Origin of the sequence: Streptomyces sp. CB02923 (assembly GCF_001905005.1) — a bacterium.
Classification (GTDB): domain Bacteria; phylum Actinomycetota; class Actinomycetes; order Streptomycetales; family Streptomycetaceae; genus Streptomyces.
The window spans coordinates 451,791-469,186 of the sequence record NZ_LWKZ01000012.1 but is presented as its reverse complement, the minus strand read 5'-3'; the positions used below and the strand labels follow the sequence as shown (position 1 = coordinate 469,186).

The window sequence follows — 17,396 nt, the reverse complement described above, 5'->3', positions numbered from 1 at the left end:
GAGGTAGTCGTGAACCTGCCGGACACCGAGACGCTCCTCGCCGCGGCCGGACTCGTCGCCACGGCGGCGCTCTGGGCCGTCGAGCGGTTCCTGCCGGGCCGCAAGCGCATCGGCTACCGGGTCCAGATGGACACCCGGATCGGGATGAACCCGCGGGACGCCCACAGTCTCGTGCAGTTGCGGCTGCTCCGGCGGGACCAGGAGATCACCGACGCCACCCTGGCGCTGCTGCGGTTCGAGAACGACGGCGGCAAGGACATCGTGCGGCAGGACTACCAGGAGCCGCTGACGGTGGAGTTCACCGGGCGCACGGTCATCGGGGTGGAGGTGCCGGACGCCAACCCGCCGGACCTGGTGGGGATGCTGACCCGCAACGGCGGCGGCCTGCGGCACAGCGGCGGCCGTCTCGCCATACCCAAGGTGCCGCTGAACAAGCGCAACCACTTCAAGCTGCTGGTCCTGCTGTCGGCGGAGGACGAGGGCGGAGGGAGCCGCGACGAGGGCGCGGACGGCCGGCGGCCGGGCGAGGTCGTCGTGGGCGGGTTCATCAGCGGCGGGCGGATACGGCGCAACACGCAGCGCTGGGGACCGCGCAAACCGAGCCTCGCCCTGGGCGGCGTCTGCATCATCCTGGTCGGCCTGCTGGGCGGACTGCTGCTCAACGGGTCCGCGGAGGCGGCGCGCGGAGAGTGCGCGACCGGACGCCTGACCGTCGACGGCTCCAGCGCCTTCGCACCGCCGATGCGGGAGATCGCCCGGCAGTACGCGGCACGCTGCCGGGGCGCGGGGATCGAGGTGGCGGAGAGCGGCAGCCTGTCCGGGCTGGGGCGGCTCGACCGGGCGGGCAGGGCCGCGCCCGCCGGCGGACCGGCCTTCCTGGCCGTGTCGGACGTCGCCGCACCGCCCGTCTACCGGAAGCTGGAGGGCCGTCGCGTCGGGATCATCCTGCTCGGCCTGGTCGTCAACGAGCAGACCGGTGTCGACAACCTCACCTCCGCGCAGGTGCGCGGCATCTACAACGGCCGGTACACCAACTGGGAGCAGGTCGGCGGCAACGACCTGCCGGTCCGCATCGTCGGCCGGGACGCGGCCTCGGGCACCCGCCGCGCGTTCGAGACGTCCGTGCTGCGCGGCTCCGAGCCGGGCACGGTGTCGTCGTACGACTGCAGCGGCAAGGACCGCGACGCGACGGCCCGCGTCACGCGCTGCGAGGTGAACAGCACCACCAGCCTGCTGGACACGGTCGGCCGCGTGCCGGGCGCGATCGGTTACGCGGAGGTCTACGCGGCGGCCAAACACCCGCGGGTCAGCGGCATCCGGCTGAACGGGCGTGAGCCCGACATCGAGTGGAGCGGACAACGTACCTATCCCTTCTGGACGGTGGAGTACCTCTACGCGTACGGGCAGCCGGCGGACGGGTCGCTCGCCGCGAAGTTCCGGGCGTTCATGGACTCCGACACGGCGAAGAACATCCTGCGCAAGTACAAGCACGTGCCCTGCGCCGACCAGGCGAACGTGCCCGGCTCCGCCTGCCGGCCCTGACGGTGGTGGTCAGCCGGTCCCGGCCGCCCAGCACGGCGATGGCGCCGTCGGTGTCCGTACGCAGCACCCGGGCGCCCTGGGAACGCAGCGCCTGGACGGTGCGCGGTGCCGGATGGCCGTACGGGTTGCCGGCGCCGCAGCTGATCAGGGCGACGCGCGGCGCGAGGCGGCGTATCAGCTGCGGGTCCTGGTAGGCGGATCCGTGGTGGGCGACCTTGAGGACATCCACGGTGGGCAGGTCGGGGTGCGCGGCCAACAGGGCTTGCTGGGAGACCGGTTCGAGGTCGCCGAGGAGGAGGAAGGTCAGACCGGAGGTGCGCAGCAGCAGCGTGACGCTGGCGTCGTTGGCGCCTTCGACGGCGCGTGAGGAGGGGGAGGGGAAGGGGAAGGGGGAGGGGCCGGTACGGCCGGGGTCGGTGACGGGCGGCCACAGGACCTCCCAGCTGAGCGGGCCGGTGCTGCGCCGCTCCCCCGGCGTGGAGCCGGTCACCGGCACGCCCGCGGCTGCTGCGGTGCGGTGCACGAAGGCGGCCTGGCCGGGCGGTTCGGGCAGGGTCGTGGTCTCGATGGCGCCGACCGAGCGCCCGCGCAGGGCGCCGGGCAGCCCGCTTACGTGGTCGGCGTGGAAGTGTGTGAGGACGAGGAGGGGGATACGGCGTACGCCCAGGTCGGTCAGGCAGCGGTCGATGGCGGCCGGCTCCGGTCCGGTGTCCACGACCAGGGCGGTGCCGTCGCCTGCCGCGATCACCAAGGCGTCACCCTGCCCCACGTCACAGGCCACCACGCGCCACCCGGGCGGTGGCCAGCCGGTGATGACGCGGGTGATCGGTACGGGCCGTACGATCGCCACGAGCAGCGCCAAGGCGCCGAGGGCGCACAGCCAGGGGCGGTGCAGCAGCCGCCGTCCCACCAGGATGAGCACCACCGTCACGGCCGCCAGCAGCAGGGCCCCGGGCCAGCCGCCCGGCCAGTCCAACTCCGCGCCGGGCAGGCCCGCTCCCGTACGGGCGACACCGGCGATCCACTCGGTCGGCCAGCTCGCGCACCAGGCGAGTGCGTGGGCCAGGGGCGGGGCGAACGGAGCGGTGGCGAGCGCGGCGAAGCCCAGGACGGTGGCCGGGGCGACGGCCAGCTCGGCCAGCAGGTTGCAGGGGATGGCGACGAGGCCGACGCGCGCGGCCAGCAGCACGATGACGGGCGCACAGACCGCCTGCGCCGCGGCCGCGGCGGCGAGCACCTCGGCGAGGCGGGGCGGCACCCGGTGGCGTTGCAGGGCCGCGCTCCAGCGGGGAGCGAGGGTGAGCAGGGCGCCGGTGGCCAGTACGGAGAGCAGGAAGCCGTAACTCCGGGCGAGCCAGGGGTCGTAGAGCACGAGCACCAGGACCGCCGCGGCGAGCGCGGGGACGAGGGAACGGCGGCGCCCCGTCCCGATGGCGAGCAGTGTGATCAGGCCGCAGGCAGCAGCGCGCAGCACGCTGGGGTCGGGGCGGCAGATGACGACGAAGGCGAGCGCGATCGAGCCGCCGACGAGGGCGGTGGTGCGCAGGGAGAGGCCCAGGATCGGCGCCAGGCCGCGCCGTTCGGCCCGTACGGCGAGGTGGGGCGGGCCGATGAGCAGAACGAGCAGGATGGTCAGGTTGCTGCCGGAAACGGCGAGCAGGTGGGTCAGGTCGGTGGTGCGGAAGGCGTCGTCGAGGTCGGGCGGGACGCGCGCGGTGTCGCCGACCACCAGCCCCGGAAGGAGAGCGCGGGCATCGGGACTGAGACCGTCACTGGCCTCCCGGAGCCCGGCCCGCAGGGCGCCTGCGAGACGCTGCAAGGCATCCGGCGTGCGGACCACTTGAGGGCCGGGCCCGGTGGTCACCCGCAGGGCGGCCGCGGCCCGGTCGGACGGCTGGAGGGGCGGCGTCGCACGGGCCGCGATACGGACGCGCGTCGAGGGCAGGAGGCGCTGCCAGTCGCCGAGGCGTTTCGTGCGGTGCACGACGACCAGTACGGGGGTGCGGGCGGCGGTGACCGCGCCGTCCGGTGCGGTCACTCGGAGCACGTCAGCGGTGAACACGACGGCGGAAGGCGCTTGCTGGGCGCCGCGCACCCGGGGGCGGGTCAGCCGCGGATCGCCGGTCAGTTCCACCTCGGCCGTGACCGGGGCGTGCTGTCGCGCCAGCTCCGGCAGCGGGCCGCGCCGTACGTCAGCCGCATGCAGAGCGGCGGACGCGGCTCAGGCGACCGCGCCCAGCAGCACCGCGGCCAGGGCGACCAGGGCCCCGGCGACCCGCCGTTCAGGGCGGCGGGCCGCGCCCGCCACTCCGATCGCCGCCAGCGCCACGGCCATCGCGCAGGCTGCCGCCACCGAGCCGCCGGACCAGCCCAGGGCCAGCGCCGCCGCTCCCCATGCGGCCAGCGCGGGCCCCGCCAGGCGGAGATCGACGGCTTCGTCCTGCCGGTGGGGGTCGGCAGCGCCGTAGGGGGAGGTGGCCGCCGCATGGACGGCGGCTCGGCCGGATGCTGTGTCCGGGGCGGTGTCGGGCACGCCGGGAGCTGTGGCGTCCGGAGAGGTGGCGCCGGGTACGCCAGGAGGCGAGGCGTCGGGCGCGGTGCAGGCTCCGCTGGGGTCGGCGGTGTGGAGCTGCGGGACCGGCGGGGTGGGAGTCATGGCTGGACCAGCGGGCGAAGGTCGGCGAAGCGGCGGTCGCCGATGCCGTTCACGTCGCGGAGTTGATCCACGGACGTGAAGCCACCGTGTGCGGTGCGGTATTCGATGATGTGCCGGGCCAGGACCGGGCCGACGCCGGGGAGGCCGTCGAGCTGTTCCGCGGTCGCGGAGTTCAGGCTGACGGGGGCGGCTCCGGGGCCCGTACCACCGGCGGCTCCGGTGCTGCCCGTAGTGGCGCCACCACCGGTGCCCGCCCCGGGAGTCGCTCCGGGCCCGGCTCCCTGGGCCGCTCCCGCGCCCTGTCCTGCCGCGCCCGGCCCCGGTCCGGGAGCGTCCACGGCGATCTGTTCGCCGTCGACCAGCAGGCGGGCTCGGTTCAGTCCGCGGGTGTTCGCGCCGTCCAGCACCCCGCCCGCCGCTCGCAGCGCGTCGGCGACCCGGGCCCCCTGTGGCAGCCGGTGAATGCCGGGACGGTGCACCTTGCCGACCACGTCGACCACGAGGAGGCGTCCCGCGGCGGCCGGTGGCGCACCTGCCGGTGTCGGGGCCACCGCCTGGGGCTGCGGTGCCGGGGCCGGGGTCGACAGCACCGGGGCCCGGGTCGCGGCCGGTGCGGGTACGGGCTCGGGCCGCGCTGCCCAGAAGTGGTGCACCGCGAAGGCCACCGCTACCGCGAACACCACGACCAGAGCCGCCAGCGCCTTCGGGTCGGTCGCGCATCTCGACTGCACCCACAGCGGCAGCCGCTCCCGCACGGCGAGCCGCAGGCGGGCAGCACGACCGGGGTGCGCACCTGTGAGGAGGTCCTGGGGCCGGTCCACTGCCGGGTCACCGGTGGCCGCCCCGTCGGGAGCAGGCCAGCCAGCTGCTGGCTTCTCATGGGGCGGCGCACTGCCACCCGCTCCCGCGGAACCGCCACCCGATTCCGCACGACCGTCGCCCGATCCCGCAGAACCGCCACCCGATTCCGCACGGCCGTCGCCCGCTCCCGCGGAACCGCCACCCGATTCCGCACGGCCGTCGCCTGGTTCCGCAGAACCGCCGTCCGATTCCGCAGGACCAGCGCGCCGCCCCCGTTCGGGCGGGCCCCGGAATTCGGGCGGGCCCCGGAAGAGGCCCTCGGCCCGCGTACGTACCGCCGCGGCGGTCTCCGCACGCCGGGCGGCCCGCCCGCGCACCGCGCCACGCACGGTCCTCCTGCGGGAGGGCGGCGGATCAGGGGCGGAAGGAGGAGGGAGGTCCCGGTCGGCGCCGCCAGCGGGGACAGTTACGGAGAGTGATTTTCGCGTCATGTCGAACGACGTTAGGCACTTCGCGCCGATCCCGCTGCGGGCCGTCAAATCCCGGGGATAACCCTCCAGTTGTGGATAACCCCGTCACCCGAAAGAGAGCACCCGCACCGCCACCCCGGCATCCCCTACCGCGGTGACACCACAGCCCCCAGCAGCCCCGGCCCCGTATGCGCGCCGATCACCGCTCCCACCTCGCTCACGTGCAGCTCGGCCAGCCCCGGCACCCGCTCGCGCAGCCGCTCCGCCAGCGCTTCCGCCCGTTCCGCGGCCGCGAGGTGGTGCACGGCGATGTCCACCTGTGCCTCCCCGGCCCGCTCCACGGCGATCTCCTCCAGCCGGGCGATGGCCTTCGAGGCCGTACGGACCTTCTCCAGAAGATCGATCCGCCCCTCGGCGAGCTGGAGCAGCGGCTTGACCGCGAGGGCCGAGCCGAGCAGCGCCTGCGCCGCGCCGATCCGGCCGCCCCGCCGCAGGTAGTCGAGGGTGTCGACGTAGAAGTAGGCGGACGTCTGCTCGGCGCGCTTCTCGGCGGCGGCCACCGCCTCGTCCAGGCTGCCGCCGGACTCCGCCGCCCCGGCCGCCGCCAGGGCGCAGAAGCCGAGCGCCATGGCGACCATGCCGGTGTCCACGACCCGCACCGGCACGGGGGCCTCGCCGGCCGCCAGCACCGCCGCGTCGTACGTACCGGAGAATTCCGAGGACAGGTGCAGCGAAACGATGCTCCGGGCACCCGACCTGGCGAGGTCCCGGTAGGTGGCCGCGAAGGTCTCGGGGCTGGGCCGCGAGGTCGTCACGTACTTGCGCTTCTGCAGGGCCTGGGCAACGGATCTCGACGAGATCTCGGTGCCCTCCTCCAGGGCCTCGTCACCGAGGACGACGGTGAGCGGTACCGCCGTGATCAGGTGGCGCTGCAGTGCCGCCCGCGGCAGGTAGGCCGTTGAATCGGTGACGATCGCGACATGGCGGGACATGACTGGGAGGTTATCCGGGGATCCCGGAGGCCGACAGTGCGGGCCCCATTCAAGATCCTCCCGCAGGAGCGGAGGACACGCCAGGAGTGGCTGCCGAGCACCCGCCGCGGCACCACCGCCGCGGCGCCGTCGTCGCGTCGGTTGCGCCGCCCTCCGTTCCGCGAGCGATCAGGTCGTCCGCTCCGTACGCGGCGCCTTCTGCCATGCGTACGAGGGCTGCGTACGCGGGTCACGGGCCGTGATGGCGGGCGTCTCGCCTTCAGCGGATCCCCACGGCTTCCGCCCCGCCGAACCGTCGGAGGAAGCCCCGGACGCACGTCGGGACGCCCCGGCCCCGTCGGCCCCCGACGCCCCGGACGGCACGGTTCCGCCGACCCCCGACGCCTCAATGCGGTCCTCCAGCGGCTCCTTCGACCAGTGCCGCAGCGCCCCGGCCTCCATGTCGATCTGCTCGCCGAGCGCGGCCAGGTCGTCGTCGGCGAACTGCCGGGCGCGGTCCCGGGCGGCCCACCGCAGCGACTCCGCGGAGTGCGTGATGCGCTCCAGCCGTTCGCGCAGCTCGGGCAGCCGGGCCGTGACGCTGGCCCTGTCGGGCTCCCGCTCCAGCCGCTTGAGCTCGTCGTCCAGTTCGTGGCCGTGGGCGCTGAGCCGCTCGAAGAGGCCCAGGGCCTCGGCCAGCGAGGCGTCCTCCGACGCGCCGGTGTGCAGCGCGTCCTGGGTGGCGCGCATGGACGTACGCAGCGTCAGCCGCAGCTGGGCCAGCTCGCCTGCCACGCCCGGCTGGGTGTACTGCCGGGCCCTGAGGGTGGTGTCCTCGACGGTCCGGCGCGCCTGGGCCACCCCGCGGTCCACTCCGCGCTTGGCCGCCTTGACGGCCTTGACCGTGACGAAGACACCGGCCGCGACGAACAGCAGGAAGAGGAGTCCGAAGATCGCGGCGACGGCTTCCATGGTGTCTCCTCGTCGTGCCGACGGCAGGGTGGGCGGAGGCGCCGGGGTTCCGGCTCTTCCACCGTAAACGCCACGGGCAGGTCGCGGGTTCCCTTCGAACCCCCAACCTGCCCGTAATGGTCATCCCTTAGCCGCGCCCCGCGGAGGGCTCAGGCTGCGCGAACAGCGCTCACGCGGGAACGATGTTCACCAGCTTCGGCGCCCGCACGATCACCTTGCGGATGCCCGCGCCGCCCAGCGCCGCCACGACCGCCGGGTCGGCCAGCGCCGCCGCCTCCAGGTCCGCGTCCGAGACGGACGGCGAGACCTCCAGGCGCGCCTTGACCTTGCCCTTGATCTGCACGACGCAGGTCACGGTCTCGTCGACCACGTACGCCGGGTCGGCGACGGGGAAGTCCTGGTGGACCACGGAGTCGGTGTGGCCCAGCTTGCGCCACAGCTCCTCGGCGATGTGCGGGGCCAGCGGCGCGACCAGCAGCACCAGGCGCTCGGCCACCGGGCGCGCGACCTGGCCGCCCGCCTTCGTCAGGTGGTTGTTCAGCTCCGTCACCTTGGCGATGGCGGTGTTGAAACGCAGGTTGGCCAGGTCCTGGCCGACGCCGTCGATGGCCTTGTGCAGGGCGCGCAGCGTGTCCTCGTCCGGCTCGGCGTCGGCGACGGTGACCTCGCCGGTCGCCTCGTCCACGACGTTGCGCCACAGCCGCTGCAGCAGGCGGTACTGGCCGACCACGGCGCGGGTGTCCCACGGCCGCGACACGTCCAGCGGGCCCATCGCCATCTCGTACAGGCGCAGGGTGTCGGCGCCGTACTCCCCGCAGATCTCGTCGGGGGTGACGGCGTTCTTCAGGGACTTGCCCATCTTGCCCAGGACGCGGCTGACCTTCTCGCCCTGGTAGTAGTACGCGCCGTCGCGCTCCTCCACCTCGGCGGCCGGTACCGCGATCCCGCGGCTGTCCCGGTAGACGAAGGCCTGGATCATGCCCTGGTTGTACAGCTTGTGGAACGGCTCGGAGGAGGCGGTGTGCCCCAGGTCGTGCAGCACCTTGGACCAGAACCGCGCGTACAGCAGGTGCAGTACGGCGTGTTCCTGGCCGCCCACGTACAGGTCGACGCCGCCGGACGGCTGCCCCTCACGGGGGCCCATCCAGTACTGCTCGACCTCCGGGTCGACCAGCGCGGTGTCGTTGCGTGGGTCGGTGTAGCGCAGCTCGTACCAGCAGGAACCCGCCCAGTTGGGCATGGTGTTGGTCTCGCGGCGGTACTTCTTCGGGCCGTCGCCCAGGTCCAGCTCGACGTTGACCCAGTCCCCGTTGCGGGACAGCGGGGTCTCGGGCTGGGTGTCGGCGTCGTCCGGGTCGAAGGTGCGCGGCGAGTAGTCGTCGACCTCGGGGAGTTCCAGGGGCAGCATCGACTCGGGCAGCGCGTGCGCGACGCCGTCCTCGTCGTAGACGATCGGGAAGGGCTCGCCCCAGTAGCGCTGGCGGCTGAACAGCCAGTCGCGCAGGCGGAAGTTGACGGTGCTCTCGCCGATGCCGCGGGCCGCCAGCCACTCGGCCATCTTGATCTTGGCGTCCGGAACGGTCAGGCCGTCCAGCGTGACGTCGGCGCCGGACGAGTTGACGATCTTCGCTTCGTACGAGTCGAACGAGTCGTCCCAGGTGGCGGGGTCCTGTCCGCGGTCGTCCGACGGCTCCACCACGCAGCGCATGGGGAGCTCGAAGGCGCGCGCGAAGGCGAAGTCACGGCTGTCGTGCGCCGGGACGGCCATGATCGCGCCGGTGCCGTAGCCCATCAGCACGTAGTCGGCGATGAAGACCGGGACGCGCTCGCCGCTGACCGGGTTGGCCGCGTAGGCGCCGGTGAAGACGCCGGTCTTGTCCTTGGCCTCGGCCTGCCGCTCTACATCCGACTTGGCCGCCGCCTGCTTGCGGTACGCGGCGACGGCCTCGGCCGGGGTGCCGTACCCGCCGGTCCAGACCTCGTGGGTGCCCTCCGGCCAGGCGTCCGGGACGATCGAGCGCTCTCCGGAGACCAGCTCGTGCTCGGGCGCCAGCACCATGTAGGTGGCGCCGAACAGGGTGTCCTGGCGGGTGGTGAAAACGGTGATCTTGTCGTCGCCGACCGGGAAGTCCACCCGCGCGCCCTCGGACCGGCCGATCCAGTTGCGCTGCTGCAGCTTGATGGCCTCCGGCCAGTCCAGCCCGTCCAGGTCCTCCAGCAGGCGGTCCGCGTAGGCGGTGATGCGCATGTTCCACTGGCGCAGCTTGGCCTTGAAGACCGGGTAGTTCCCGCGTTCGGACCGGCCCTCGGCGGTGACCTCCTCGTTGGCCAGCACGGTACCCAGGCCGGGGCACCAGTTGACCGGCGCGTCCGAGGCGTACGCCAGGCGGTACTCGCCCAGGACCTCGGCGCGCTCGGCGGCGCTCAGCGCACTCCAGGGGCGCCCGTCCGGGGTCGCACGCTCGCCCGCCTCGAACTGCTCCACCAGCTCACCGATGGGGCGCGCCTTCTTCGCGTCGGCGTCGTACCAGGAGTTGAAGATCTGGACGAAGATCCACTGGGTCCACTTGTAGTAGGCCGGGTCGATCGTCTCGACCGACCGGCGCTGGTCGTGGCCCAGGCCCAGCCGGCGCAGCTGGCGCCGCATGTTGACGATGTTGGCCTCGGTGGAGACCCGCGGGTGCGTGCCGGTCTGTACGGCGTACTGCTCGGCGGGCAGGCCGAAGGCGTCGAAGCCCAGGGTGTGCAGCACGTTGTGGCCGGTCATCCGCAGGTGACGGGCGTAGACATCGGTCGCGATGAAGCCCAGCGGGTGGCCCACGTGCAGCCCCGCACCCGAGGGGTACGGGAACATGTCCATGACGAACTTCTTCGGCTTCGCCACCAGCTCCGGGTCGCCCGCCAGGTCCCCCTTCGGGTTCGGGGCCTCGTACGTCCCCTCGGCCTCCCAGAAGTCCTGCCAGCGTGCCTCGATGTCGGCGGCCAGCGCTGCCGTATAGCGGTGCGGCGCTGCCACCTCGGCAGCCGAAGTCGTCTCGGTCATCGTCCTCAAAGCTCCATCGGTCGTCTCTGCCTGCGGCACTTGCGAAAACTGCGAATCTTTTGCGGAAACAAAAAGACCCCTCGCACAGGAGGGGACGCCGCGCCGATGCCGACCGGAAAGCTCACCGGTCGGTACTGATCAGCGCGGCCCGCTAAGCAGAAGGCGTACGGCACGCATGGCGTCAGGGTACCGCAGGGGGCGCCGGGCCCGCTGAGAGCCGTCCAACTGCGGAAGGGGCGGCGTAGCGGCAGGCGGGAGTTTCCGGGGCGCGCAGGGTGGAGGCAGGACCCCCGGCCCCTTAGCCCGGCTCCCGCCTAAGCCCCAGTGCCCCACGGCCCGGCTCCTTCGAACAAGCCTGACGCGTGACGGTAGCAGCGCACCGCCCCCGCTCCACCCTGCTTACGCAAAGCCCGCCGCCCCAGCCCCGCGCCCTCCTACTTTTCCCCCATGCGCCCCCACCGCAAGAGCCGCGCCGCCCCCGGCCCCCGTCTCCCCGGCTTACCCCGCCTCCGCCTTCCGGGCCCGTCCCGCCTCCCGGCCTACGGCCCGCGTCGCCCAAGCACCCGGGACGGCCCGCGCCGTACGCCCGCGCCAAGCCCGACGACAGCCTCGCGCCGCCCCCGGCTGCGCCGCCGCCCCTCGCTCGCCGCCGGAGCCGTCGCCGCCCTCGCCCTGCTCTCCGGCACCGGCCCGCTGCGCGGCTTCCTCGACTTCACGGGCGGCGTGCTGGCCCTCGTCTCCCTCACGGCCGCCGTCGTCTGGGGGCTGGTCGCCGCCGGCCGTACGGTCCTGCTGCCCCGCAGCCGACTGCTCGCCCAGGGCGTCCACCGGGCCCTGGGCACCGCCGCGCTCGGATTCCTGGTCCTGCACATCGCGGTCAAGGTCGCCGAGGGCCACGCGCACGTCCTGAACGCGGTGCTGCCGTTCACCGGAACACCCGCCCCCGACGCTTCCGCACTGATCGGCTTCGGGGCCGTGGCCGGCTACCTGATGGTGCTGGCCGCCGCGACCGGCGCGCTCCGCAGCGCCTTCGCCGGCCGTGGCCGCGCCTCGGAACGCTGGCGCGCCCTGCACGCCTGCGCCTACCCGGCCTGGTGCCTGGCGCTCGTACACGGCCTCAAGTCCGGCCGCGCCCCCTCGGGCTGGGTCACCACCGGGTACGCGCTGTGCCTGACCGCCGTCGTCGCCGCCCTTCTGGTGCGCGCTTTCCTCCCGCACGTCCTACGGGCCCGCCTGCGCGCCCGTGCTGCCGCCACCCCACCGCCCCCTCCGTACCTGGAGACCGCGTCGCCCCCTTCGTACCGGGAGGCAGCACCGCCTCCTTCGTCCCCGGAGGCCGCACCGCTCCTTCCGTACCCGGAGGCCGCACCGTCCCTTCCGTACCCGGAGGCCGCACCGTCCCTTCCGTACCCGGAGGCCACACCGCTCCTTCCGTACCCGGAGGCCGCACCGCCCCCTCCCTCCCCGGAGGCCGCACCGCCGCCATACGGGCGGCACGCCCTCCACCCGGGGCCCGCCCAGCCCGCCCGTCCCGTCCAGCCCGCCTCCCACGGCAGGAGCCGGCCGTGACCGGCCCGCTGCCCGACATCCCGCCCGTCCACGTCATCGGCCTGCCCCGGCTGACCGCGGGCTTCGACGAGGCCGAGCGCCTCGACCGCCGGACCCACCTGCTCGTCCATGGCTCACCGCCGTCCCTGACCGCGGACCGACTGGCCGAGCTGGCCGACGCCATCGCGCTGCGGGGGCGCGGCGGCGCGGGCTTCCCCCTCGTACGGAAACTGGAGGCGGTGGCCCACCACGCGCGGCGCACCGGCGTCCGGCCTGCGGTCGTCGTCAACGGCTGCGAGGGCGAGCCCGCCTGCCGCAAGGACACCGTTCTGCTGTGTCGCGCGCCCCATCTCGTCCTGGACGGCGCGTTGCTCGCCGCCGACGCCCTCGGCGCCCGCACGCTGGCGGTCGGTGTGTCCAAGGACACGGCCGAGCGGTCGGTACGGGACGCGCTGGCCGAACGCGGCCTGAGCGACCGCCGGCGCGGGCGGTCGCTGCGCGCCCGGCTCGTCCGCGTACCGGAGCGGCTCGTCTCCGGCGAGGCGTCCGCGCTGATCCGCGCCGCGGAAGGCGGGCCCGCGCTGCCGCCGGGGCGGCGTGTACGGGCCGCGGAGGCCGGGCTCGGTGGCGTGCCCACGCTCTTCTCCAACGCCGAGACGTTCGCCCAACTCGCTGTCGCGGCCCGGCTGGGCGCCCACCGGTACGCCACGACCGGAGCGCCCCGCGAACCCGGCACCCTGCTCCTGACCGTGTCCGGCGCGGTGCCCTCCCCCACCGTCGTCGAGGCCCCGAGCGGGGTGCCGCTCCCGTACGTCCTTCAGATGTGCGCCGCCGATCCGGCCCCTGGCGGCGTCCTGGTGGGCGGCTACCACGGCGCCTGGCTGGACGCCGCGACCGCGTACGGAACGGTGGTCACCCGCGAAGCGCTCGCGGCCGGCGGCGGCGCGCTCGGCGCGGGTGCGGTGCTGCCGGTGCCGGTCGGCACTTGCCCGCTCGGCGAGACCCTGCACGTCGCGCGCTGGCTCGCGGCCGAATCGTCAGGCCAGTGCGGCCCCTGCCGCCTGGGCTTACCCTCCGTGGCAGGTGCGCTGGCCGACGCGCTGACGGGCGGCGGCCAGGAGGCCCTGGAAGCCGTACGTCGTGCCGCGCAGACCGTGAGCGGGCGCGGCGCGTGCAAACACCCGGACGGGGCCGTACGGTTCGTGCTCTCCGCACTGAATGCCTTCCCGGACGATCTCGCCGCGCACGTCCTGGGCGGTGGGTGCGGCCGGGAGACCACAGGGTTGCTGCCCCTCCCGGCACCGGAGACGGCGGATGCAGCCGTTGGCACGGTCGCGGGTCCGGCGGCTGCTACGGGCCGACTGGCGGTGGACTGGACGCTGTGCGAGGGGCACGGACTGTGCGCGAAGCTCCTCCCGGAGGCAGTACGCCTCGATCCGGACGGCTACCCGCTGATCACGGACACCGCCCTCCCGGCCCGCCTCCACACCCGCGCCCAGCGCGCGGTCAGCCGCTGCCCCGCCCTCGCCCTGCGCTTGGAAAAGCCCTGACGCCCAGCCGCCCCCTGCCACCGCGTGGCACACGCAAGCGCACCGCTCCATCCGGCTTGCGCGAACCCCCGCGCCCTGATGCGGGATCAGCCCCCACCGATCGCCATCTCCAGGCGCCCTCAAAAACCAGAAATCCCGCCCGATCAATCAGATCGGACGGGATCTCCCGGACCTCCTGTGAGTCACCTCACGAACGGCCCTTCTGTGGAGCTAAGGAGAATTGAACTCCTGACCTCCTGCATGCCATGCAGGCGCTCTACCAACTGAGCTATAGCCCCTTGCTTTGGTCCGCCGCGGTTTTCCTTGCGTCTCCCCGCTGCGGCATCGCCTACATTACACGGCCCTCCCCGCCTTCTGCCAAATCGATTGCGGGCGGCCCCCCGGGAACGGCTCGATGTACTGTCGGCGGGCCGTGCCGATTCGTCCTGGGGAGCTGTACGCCGTGTCCGCGCTGGAGCTGGAACAGTCCGCTGCACCCGGCGGTCCCTCCCCGCTGAGGAGCTTCGCCCGCCGCCGTCCGCTGCTGACGGCGGCCGTCGGGTGTGTGCTGTCGTTCACCGTCTTCTGGATCGTGCAGCGGCTGGCGCACGTGACCATGATCGATCTGATGGTCTACCGCGCCGAGGGCTGGACGGCCCGCAACGGCGAGGACCTCTACGACATGGTCGCGACCTCCGCGAACCTGCCCAACACCTATCCGCCGTTCGCGGCGCTGCTGTTCACGCCGCTGACGCTGGTCGGCGTACCGGAGATGCGGACGCTCGCCACGCTCGGCAACCTCCTGCTGCTGGTCGCCGTCGTGCACCTCGGGCTCCGGCTCGCGGGGCGGCCGAAGCGGATGCCGCCGCTCGCCGCGGCGCTGGGCGTGGCCGCGCTGCTGGTCTGGTGCGAGCCGGTGTGGACGACGCTGCGCTACGGGCAGATCAACCTGCTGCTCGCCGTGCTGGTCCTGTGGGACCTGACCCGCAGGGACGCCAACCGGTGGGCCGGTGTGGGCATCGGCCTGGCGGCGGGCATCAAGCTCACCCCGGCGCTGTTCGCCGTCCTTCTCGCGCTGGCCGGGCTCGTACGGGCCTGGCAGCGGCTGCGCGCGGGAGCGGGGCCGCGGGACGCGTGGAACCCCTGGCTGCGGCAGGCCGCCGTCGCGTGCCTCACCTTCCTGGGCACCGTGCTGCTGTCCGCGCTCGTCCTGCCGCACGACTCCCGGCGCTTCTGGACGGAGATCATCTTCGCCGCCGACCGGGTCGGCGAGGTGGAGATCACCGCCAACCAGTCGCTGCGCGGCGCGCTGGCCCGGCTGCTGCACACCCACGATCCCGGCCTGTGGTGGCTGGCGGCCGCGGCCGTCGTGGCCGTCTTCGGGCTGGCCGTCGCGGTCGGCGCGCTGCTGCGCGGCCGCCGGGCCTGGGCGGCCGTCGCCTGTGCCGTGACCGCTCTGCTGGTCAGCCCGATCTCCTGGTCGCACCACTGGGTGTGGGGCGTACCCATGCTGATCCTGCTCGGCTCGGAGGCGATGAGCCGCGGCGGCTTCGGCAGCCAGACCGGAAAGCGGTGGTGGGCGGGGACGCTCGCGATCGGTCTCCTCTTCTGTTCGTTCGCGCTGTGGTTCGTGCCGCACCGCTACCACCATCACGAGGAACTCCACCAGAACGGCGGCCAGATGCTGCTGTCCGGGATCTATCCGATCGCCGGGCTGGTCTTCCTGGCCCTGACCGCCGTACTGGTGCGGCGGGATCGCGTGCGAGGTGGCGAGGCGCGGACGGGCACCGGGCGGGACGCGGCCGTGTCCGGTGGAGTGCAGGACGCGGCCACGCCGGACGAAGGCCAAGGGGCGGCCACGCAGGGCGACGGCCAAGGGGCGGCCGCGCAGGGGCGCTGAGCCAACGCCCGGCCTGCCACCGCCCGTCTGATCACCACCTGTCTGGCCACCGCCCGGCCTGCTGCCGTCCGGCCTGCTGCCGACCGGACGCCCCCAGGACCGCCTCAGTGTGCGCCGTGGTCGTGTCCGCCGGGCTGGTGGTGATGGAACTTCAGGACCTCGCGCGGCATGACGACGAACGGCCGCATCATCCCCATGTCCTCGTGCTCCAGCAGGTGGCAGTGGTACATGAACCGGCCCGTGGCGCCCTGGAAGCGGGCGAGCACGTTCACCATCTGGCCCGGCGGGACCTGTATGACGTCCTTCCAGCCCTGGTCGCCCGGGGATATCGGGTTCGGACCGCAGTATTCGAGCGGGGCCCGCGTGCCGCCGACCTCGTTGTCGTACGGGCTGTCCGGGTCCGCCGGGTAGCGGTGGCGGTCCATGACCTGGAAGTCGACGAGGTGGATGTGCATCGGGTGGGTGCCGGCGCCGCCCAGGTTCAGGAAGCTCCACTGCTCCCAGTCGCCGTGGCGGACCAGGTGGCCCAGTGTGTCGTCGAACATCCGGGCCGTACGGCGGTAGGTGCGGACCTCTTTGTCCGCGCCGCGGATCTGGATGATCCCTTCGGTGGGGACCTGCACGTCCTTGCCGGGGATCTGCCGCATCTCCCACATCTCCGGGTGGAAGTTGCCGACCGGGCCGGGCGGGGTGAGGACGACGAGCCGGTGCTCGTGATGGGGCACCGAGCCGTGGGTGAGCCGCTCGAAGGACGAGGAGATCACCTGCGGGAGCACGAACGGGTCGCGCACCTGGGTGGCGCCCACCCGGAACTGCATCACGTCCGGATACGCGACCCCGGGCGCGGCATTGACGAGCCGGAGCGTACGGCCGCGCAGCCGGCCGAAGTCGATCAGCAGGTCCAGCCGCTCGGCGGACGCCACCGACAGGGCGCCGTCCACCGGGACCGGCCGCGGCAGCAGGCCGCCGTCCGAGCCGATCTGCCACACCGCGCCCGTCACCGGCGCCCCGGTCGCGTCGTCGACCAGCCGGAGCTGGAAGGTGCGGCTGTTCGCCGCGTTCAGCACGCGGAAGCGGTACCAGCAGGCCGCGACGTCCGCGTGGGGCCAGATCACACCGTTGACGAGGGTGTACGGGCCGGTGAAGGGCAGGGAGACGTTCTTGCCGTCCTTGTCCTGGGCCACGATCTGCGTCTTGTGCAGCAGACGTCCCGTCAGGCGGCCGTCGGCATCCGTGTCGAGGTTGCGGTCCTGGATGACGAGCGGTATCTCCCGCCTGCCGGAGGGCAGTTGCAGCATGTCCTCCTCATCGTCGCGGACCAGGTACATCCCGGCGAGGCCCGCGAAGACGTTCCACCGCGTGATGTCCATGGCGTGGTCGTGGTACCACCAGCTCGTCGCGCGGTGGTCGTTGGGATACTCCGAGAGCTGGGATTCGCCGGGCGAGACGGCGTTCTCGGACCAGCCGTCGTTTCCGCCGCCGGTCACCGCGCCGTGCAGGTGGGTGACCGTCCAGGGCGGGAGGCCGGCGACGCCGTCGACAAGGGTGCCGTTCCCGACGCCCGGCTCGTCGGTGGGCAAGGGCGCGCCCGGTAAGGGCTTGGCCTCGGCGGCGGTGACCGGGTAGGCACCGGTGAGGCGGTTGTGCCAGTTGATGCGCAGCCGTCGGCCGCGGCGCACCTCGATCGTCGGGCCCGGGTAGTACCCCTCGTACGCCCACACCTTCGTCGGCGGGAGCTCGGAGTGCAGCCGGACCCAGGTGGTGGTCTGGTCGATGTCGATGCCCCGCAGGGCCTCCTTGCGGCCGGGCCGCAGGACGGGCGGGATGCGCAGTTCGTCGATGAAAGGTGTCAGTCCGGCCGCGGCTTCCCGCTTGTGCGGCGCCTGGGACGGACGGCCCGCCGGCGCCTCCTGGACAGGTTGAATCGTCACGTCACTCACGATGCGACCCCCGTGTCGCTTCCC

The 17,396-nt window shown here is 73.4% G+C and carries 11 protein-coding genes and 1 tRNA gene; 4 read left to right on the top strand and 8 right to left on the bottom strand.

Translation table 11 applies throughout. The features are described 5' to 3' along the window. Positions 1-9 precede the first annotated feature (9 nt). Positions 10-1,542: a substrate-binding domain-containing protein gene (locus tag A6A06_RS13610; protein WP_073761462.1), complete on the top strand. Its 1,533-nt coding sequence runs from the start codon at positions 10-12 to the stop codon at positions 1,540-1,542. Here the strand turns inward: A6A06_RS13610 and A6A06_RS13605 are convergent. The 6 genes from A6A06_RS13605 to leuS all read right to left on the bottom strand — a co-directional run bounded on the left by A6A06_RS13605 (position 1,445) and on the right by leuS (position 10,455). After that, on the bottom strand, positions 1,445-3,748 hold the full coding sequence (locus A6A06_RS13605; protein WP_242440777.1) for a ComEC/Rec2 family competence protein: 2,304 nt from the start codon (positions 3,746-3,748) through the stop codon (positions 1,445-1,447). The two genes, A6A06_RS13610 and A6A06_RS13605, sit on opposite strands and share 98 nt — an antisense overlap. Before the next feature lie 15 nt (positions 3,749-3,763). Beyond that, positions 3,764-4,198 carry a hypothetical protein gene (locus A6A06_RS42760; RefSeq protein ID WP_242440716.1) on the bottom strand — a complete coding sequence of 145 codons (435 nt, stop codon included), beginning with the start codon at positions 4,196-4,198 and terminating at the stop codon, positions 3,764-3,766. Then, positions 4,195-5,019 carry a helix-hairpin-helix domain-containing protein gene (locus tag A6A06_RS13595; protein WP_199930856.1) on the bottom strand — a complete coding sequence of 275 codons (825 nt, stop codon included), beginning with the start codon at positions 5,017-5,019 and terminating at the stop codon, positions 4,195-4,197. The genes A6A06_RS42760 and A6A06_RS13595 overlap by 4 nt, the downstream gene beginning before the upstream one ends. A 596-nt stretch (positions 5,020-5,615) precedes the next feature. Then, entirely contained in the window at positions 5,616-6,461 is an 846-nt protein-coding gene (locus A6A06_RS13590; RefSeq protein WP_073761459.1) for a DegV family protein, read from the bottom strand. Between the two features lie 168 nt (positions 6,462-6,629). Then, the gene (locus tag A6A06_RS13585; protein WP_073761458.1) at positions 6,630-7,412 is read right to left on the bottom strand and encodes a hypothetical protein; all 783 of its coding nucleotides are present in this window, start codon (positions 7,410-7,412) and stop codon (positions 6,630-6,632) included. A 169-nt stretch (positions 7,413-7,581) separates the two neighbouring features. Further along, entirely contained in the window at positions 7,582-10,455 is a 2,874-nt protein-coding gene (gene leuS, locus A6A06_RS13580; RefSeq protein ID WP_073761457.1) for a leucine--tRNA ligase, read from the bottom strand. Positions 10,456-10,902: 447 nt separating this feature from the next. On the opposite strand from leuS, the gene A6A06_RS13570 reads away from it, so the two are divergent. Beyond that, complete coding sequence (locus A6A06_RS13570; protein ID WP_073761455.1) at positions 10,903-12,024, top strand: hypothetical protein; 1,122 nt, start codon at positions 10,903-10,905, stop codon at positions 12,022-12,024. Further along, positions 12,021-13,553: an NADH-quinone oxidoreductase subunit NuoF family protein gene (locus A6A06_RS13565; RefSeq protein WP_073761454.1), complete on the top strand. Its 1,533-nt coding sequence runs from the start codon at positions 12,021-12,023 to the stop codon at positions 13,551-13,553. Before A6A06_RS13570 ends, A6A06_RS13565 begins: the two co-directional genes overlap by 4 nt. Positions 13,554-13,758: 205 nt before the next feature. Here the strand turns inward: A6A06_RS13565 and A6A06_RS13560 are convergent. Beyond that, positions 13,759-13,831, bottom strand: a tRNA-Ala gene (locus A6A06_RS13560). Between the two features lie 164 nt (positions 13,832-13,995). Between A6A06_RS13560 and A6A06_RS13555 the strand changes: the two genes are divergently transcribed. Next, positions 13,996-15,432, top strand: coding sequence for a glycosyltransferase 87 family protein (locus A6A06_RS13555; protein ID WP_073761453.1), 1,437 nt, complete (start codon positions 13,996-13,998; stop codon positions 15,430-15,432). 104 nt (positions 15,433-15,536) lie between these two features. Here the strand turns inward: A6A06_RS13555 and phsA are convergent, their stop codons facing one another. Then, on the bottom strand, positions 15,537-17,372 hold the full coding sequence (gene phsA / locus A6A06_RS13550) for an O-aminophenol oxidase PhsA (protein ID WP_079193994.1): 1,836 nt from the start codon (positions 17,370-17,372) through the stop codon (positions 15,537-15,539). Positions 17,373-17,396: the final 24 nt, after the last annotated feature.

Excerpts from the sequence above, each read along its gene's own strand:
- A6A06_RS13570 (WP_073761455.1), top strand. The coding sequence starts at position 10,903 with ATGCGCCCCCACCGCAAGAGCCGCGCCGCCCCCGGCCCCCGTCTCCCC.
- A6A06_RS42760 (WP_242440716.1), bottom strand. The coding sequence starts at position 4,198 with ATGACTCCCACCCCGCCGGTCCCGCAGCTCCACACCGCCGACCCCAGC.
- A6A06_RS13585 (WP_073761458.1), bottom strand. The coding sequence starts at position 7,412 with ATGGAAGCCGTCGCCGCGATCTTCGGACTCCTCTTCCTGCTGTTCGTC.
- A6A06_RS13590 (WP_073761459.1), bottom strand. The coding sequence starts at position 6,461 with ATGTCCCGCCATGTCGCGATCGTCACCGATTCAACGGCCTACCTGCCG.
- leuS (WP_073761457.1), bottom strand. The coding sequence starts at position 10,455 with ATGACCGAGACGACTTCGGCTGCCGAGGTGGCAGCGCCGCACCGCTAT.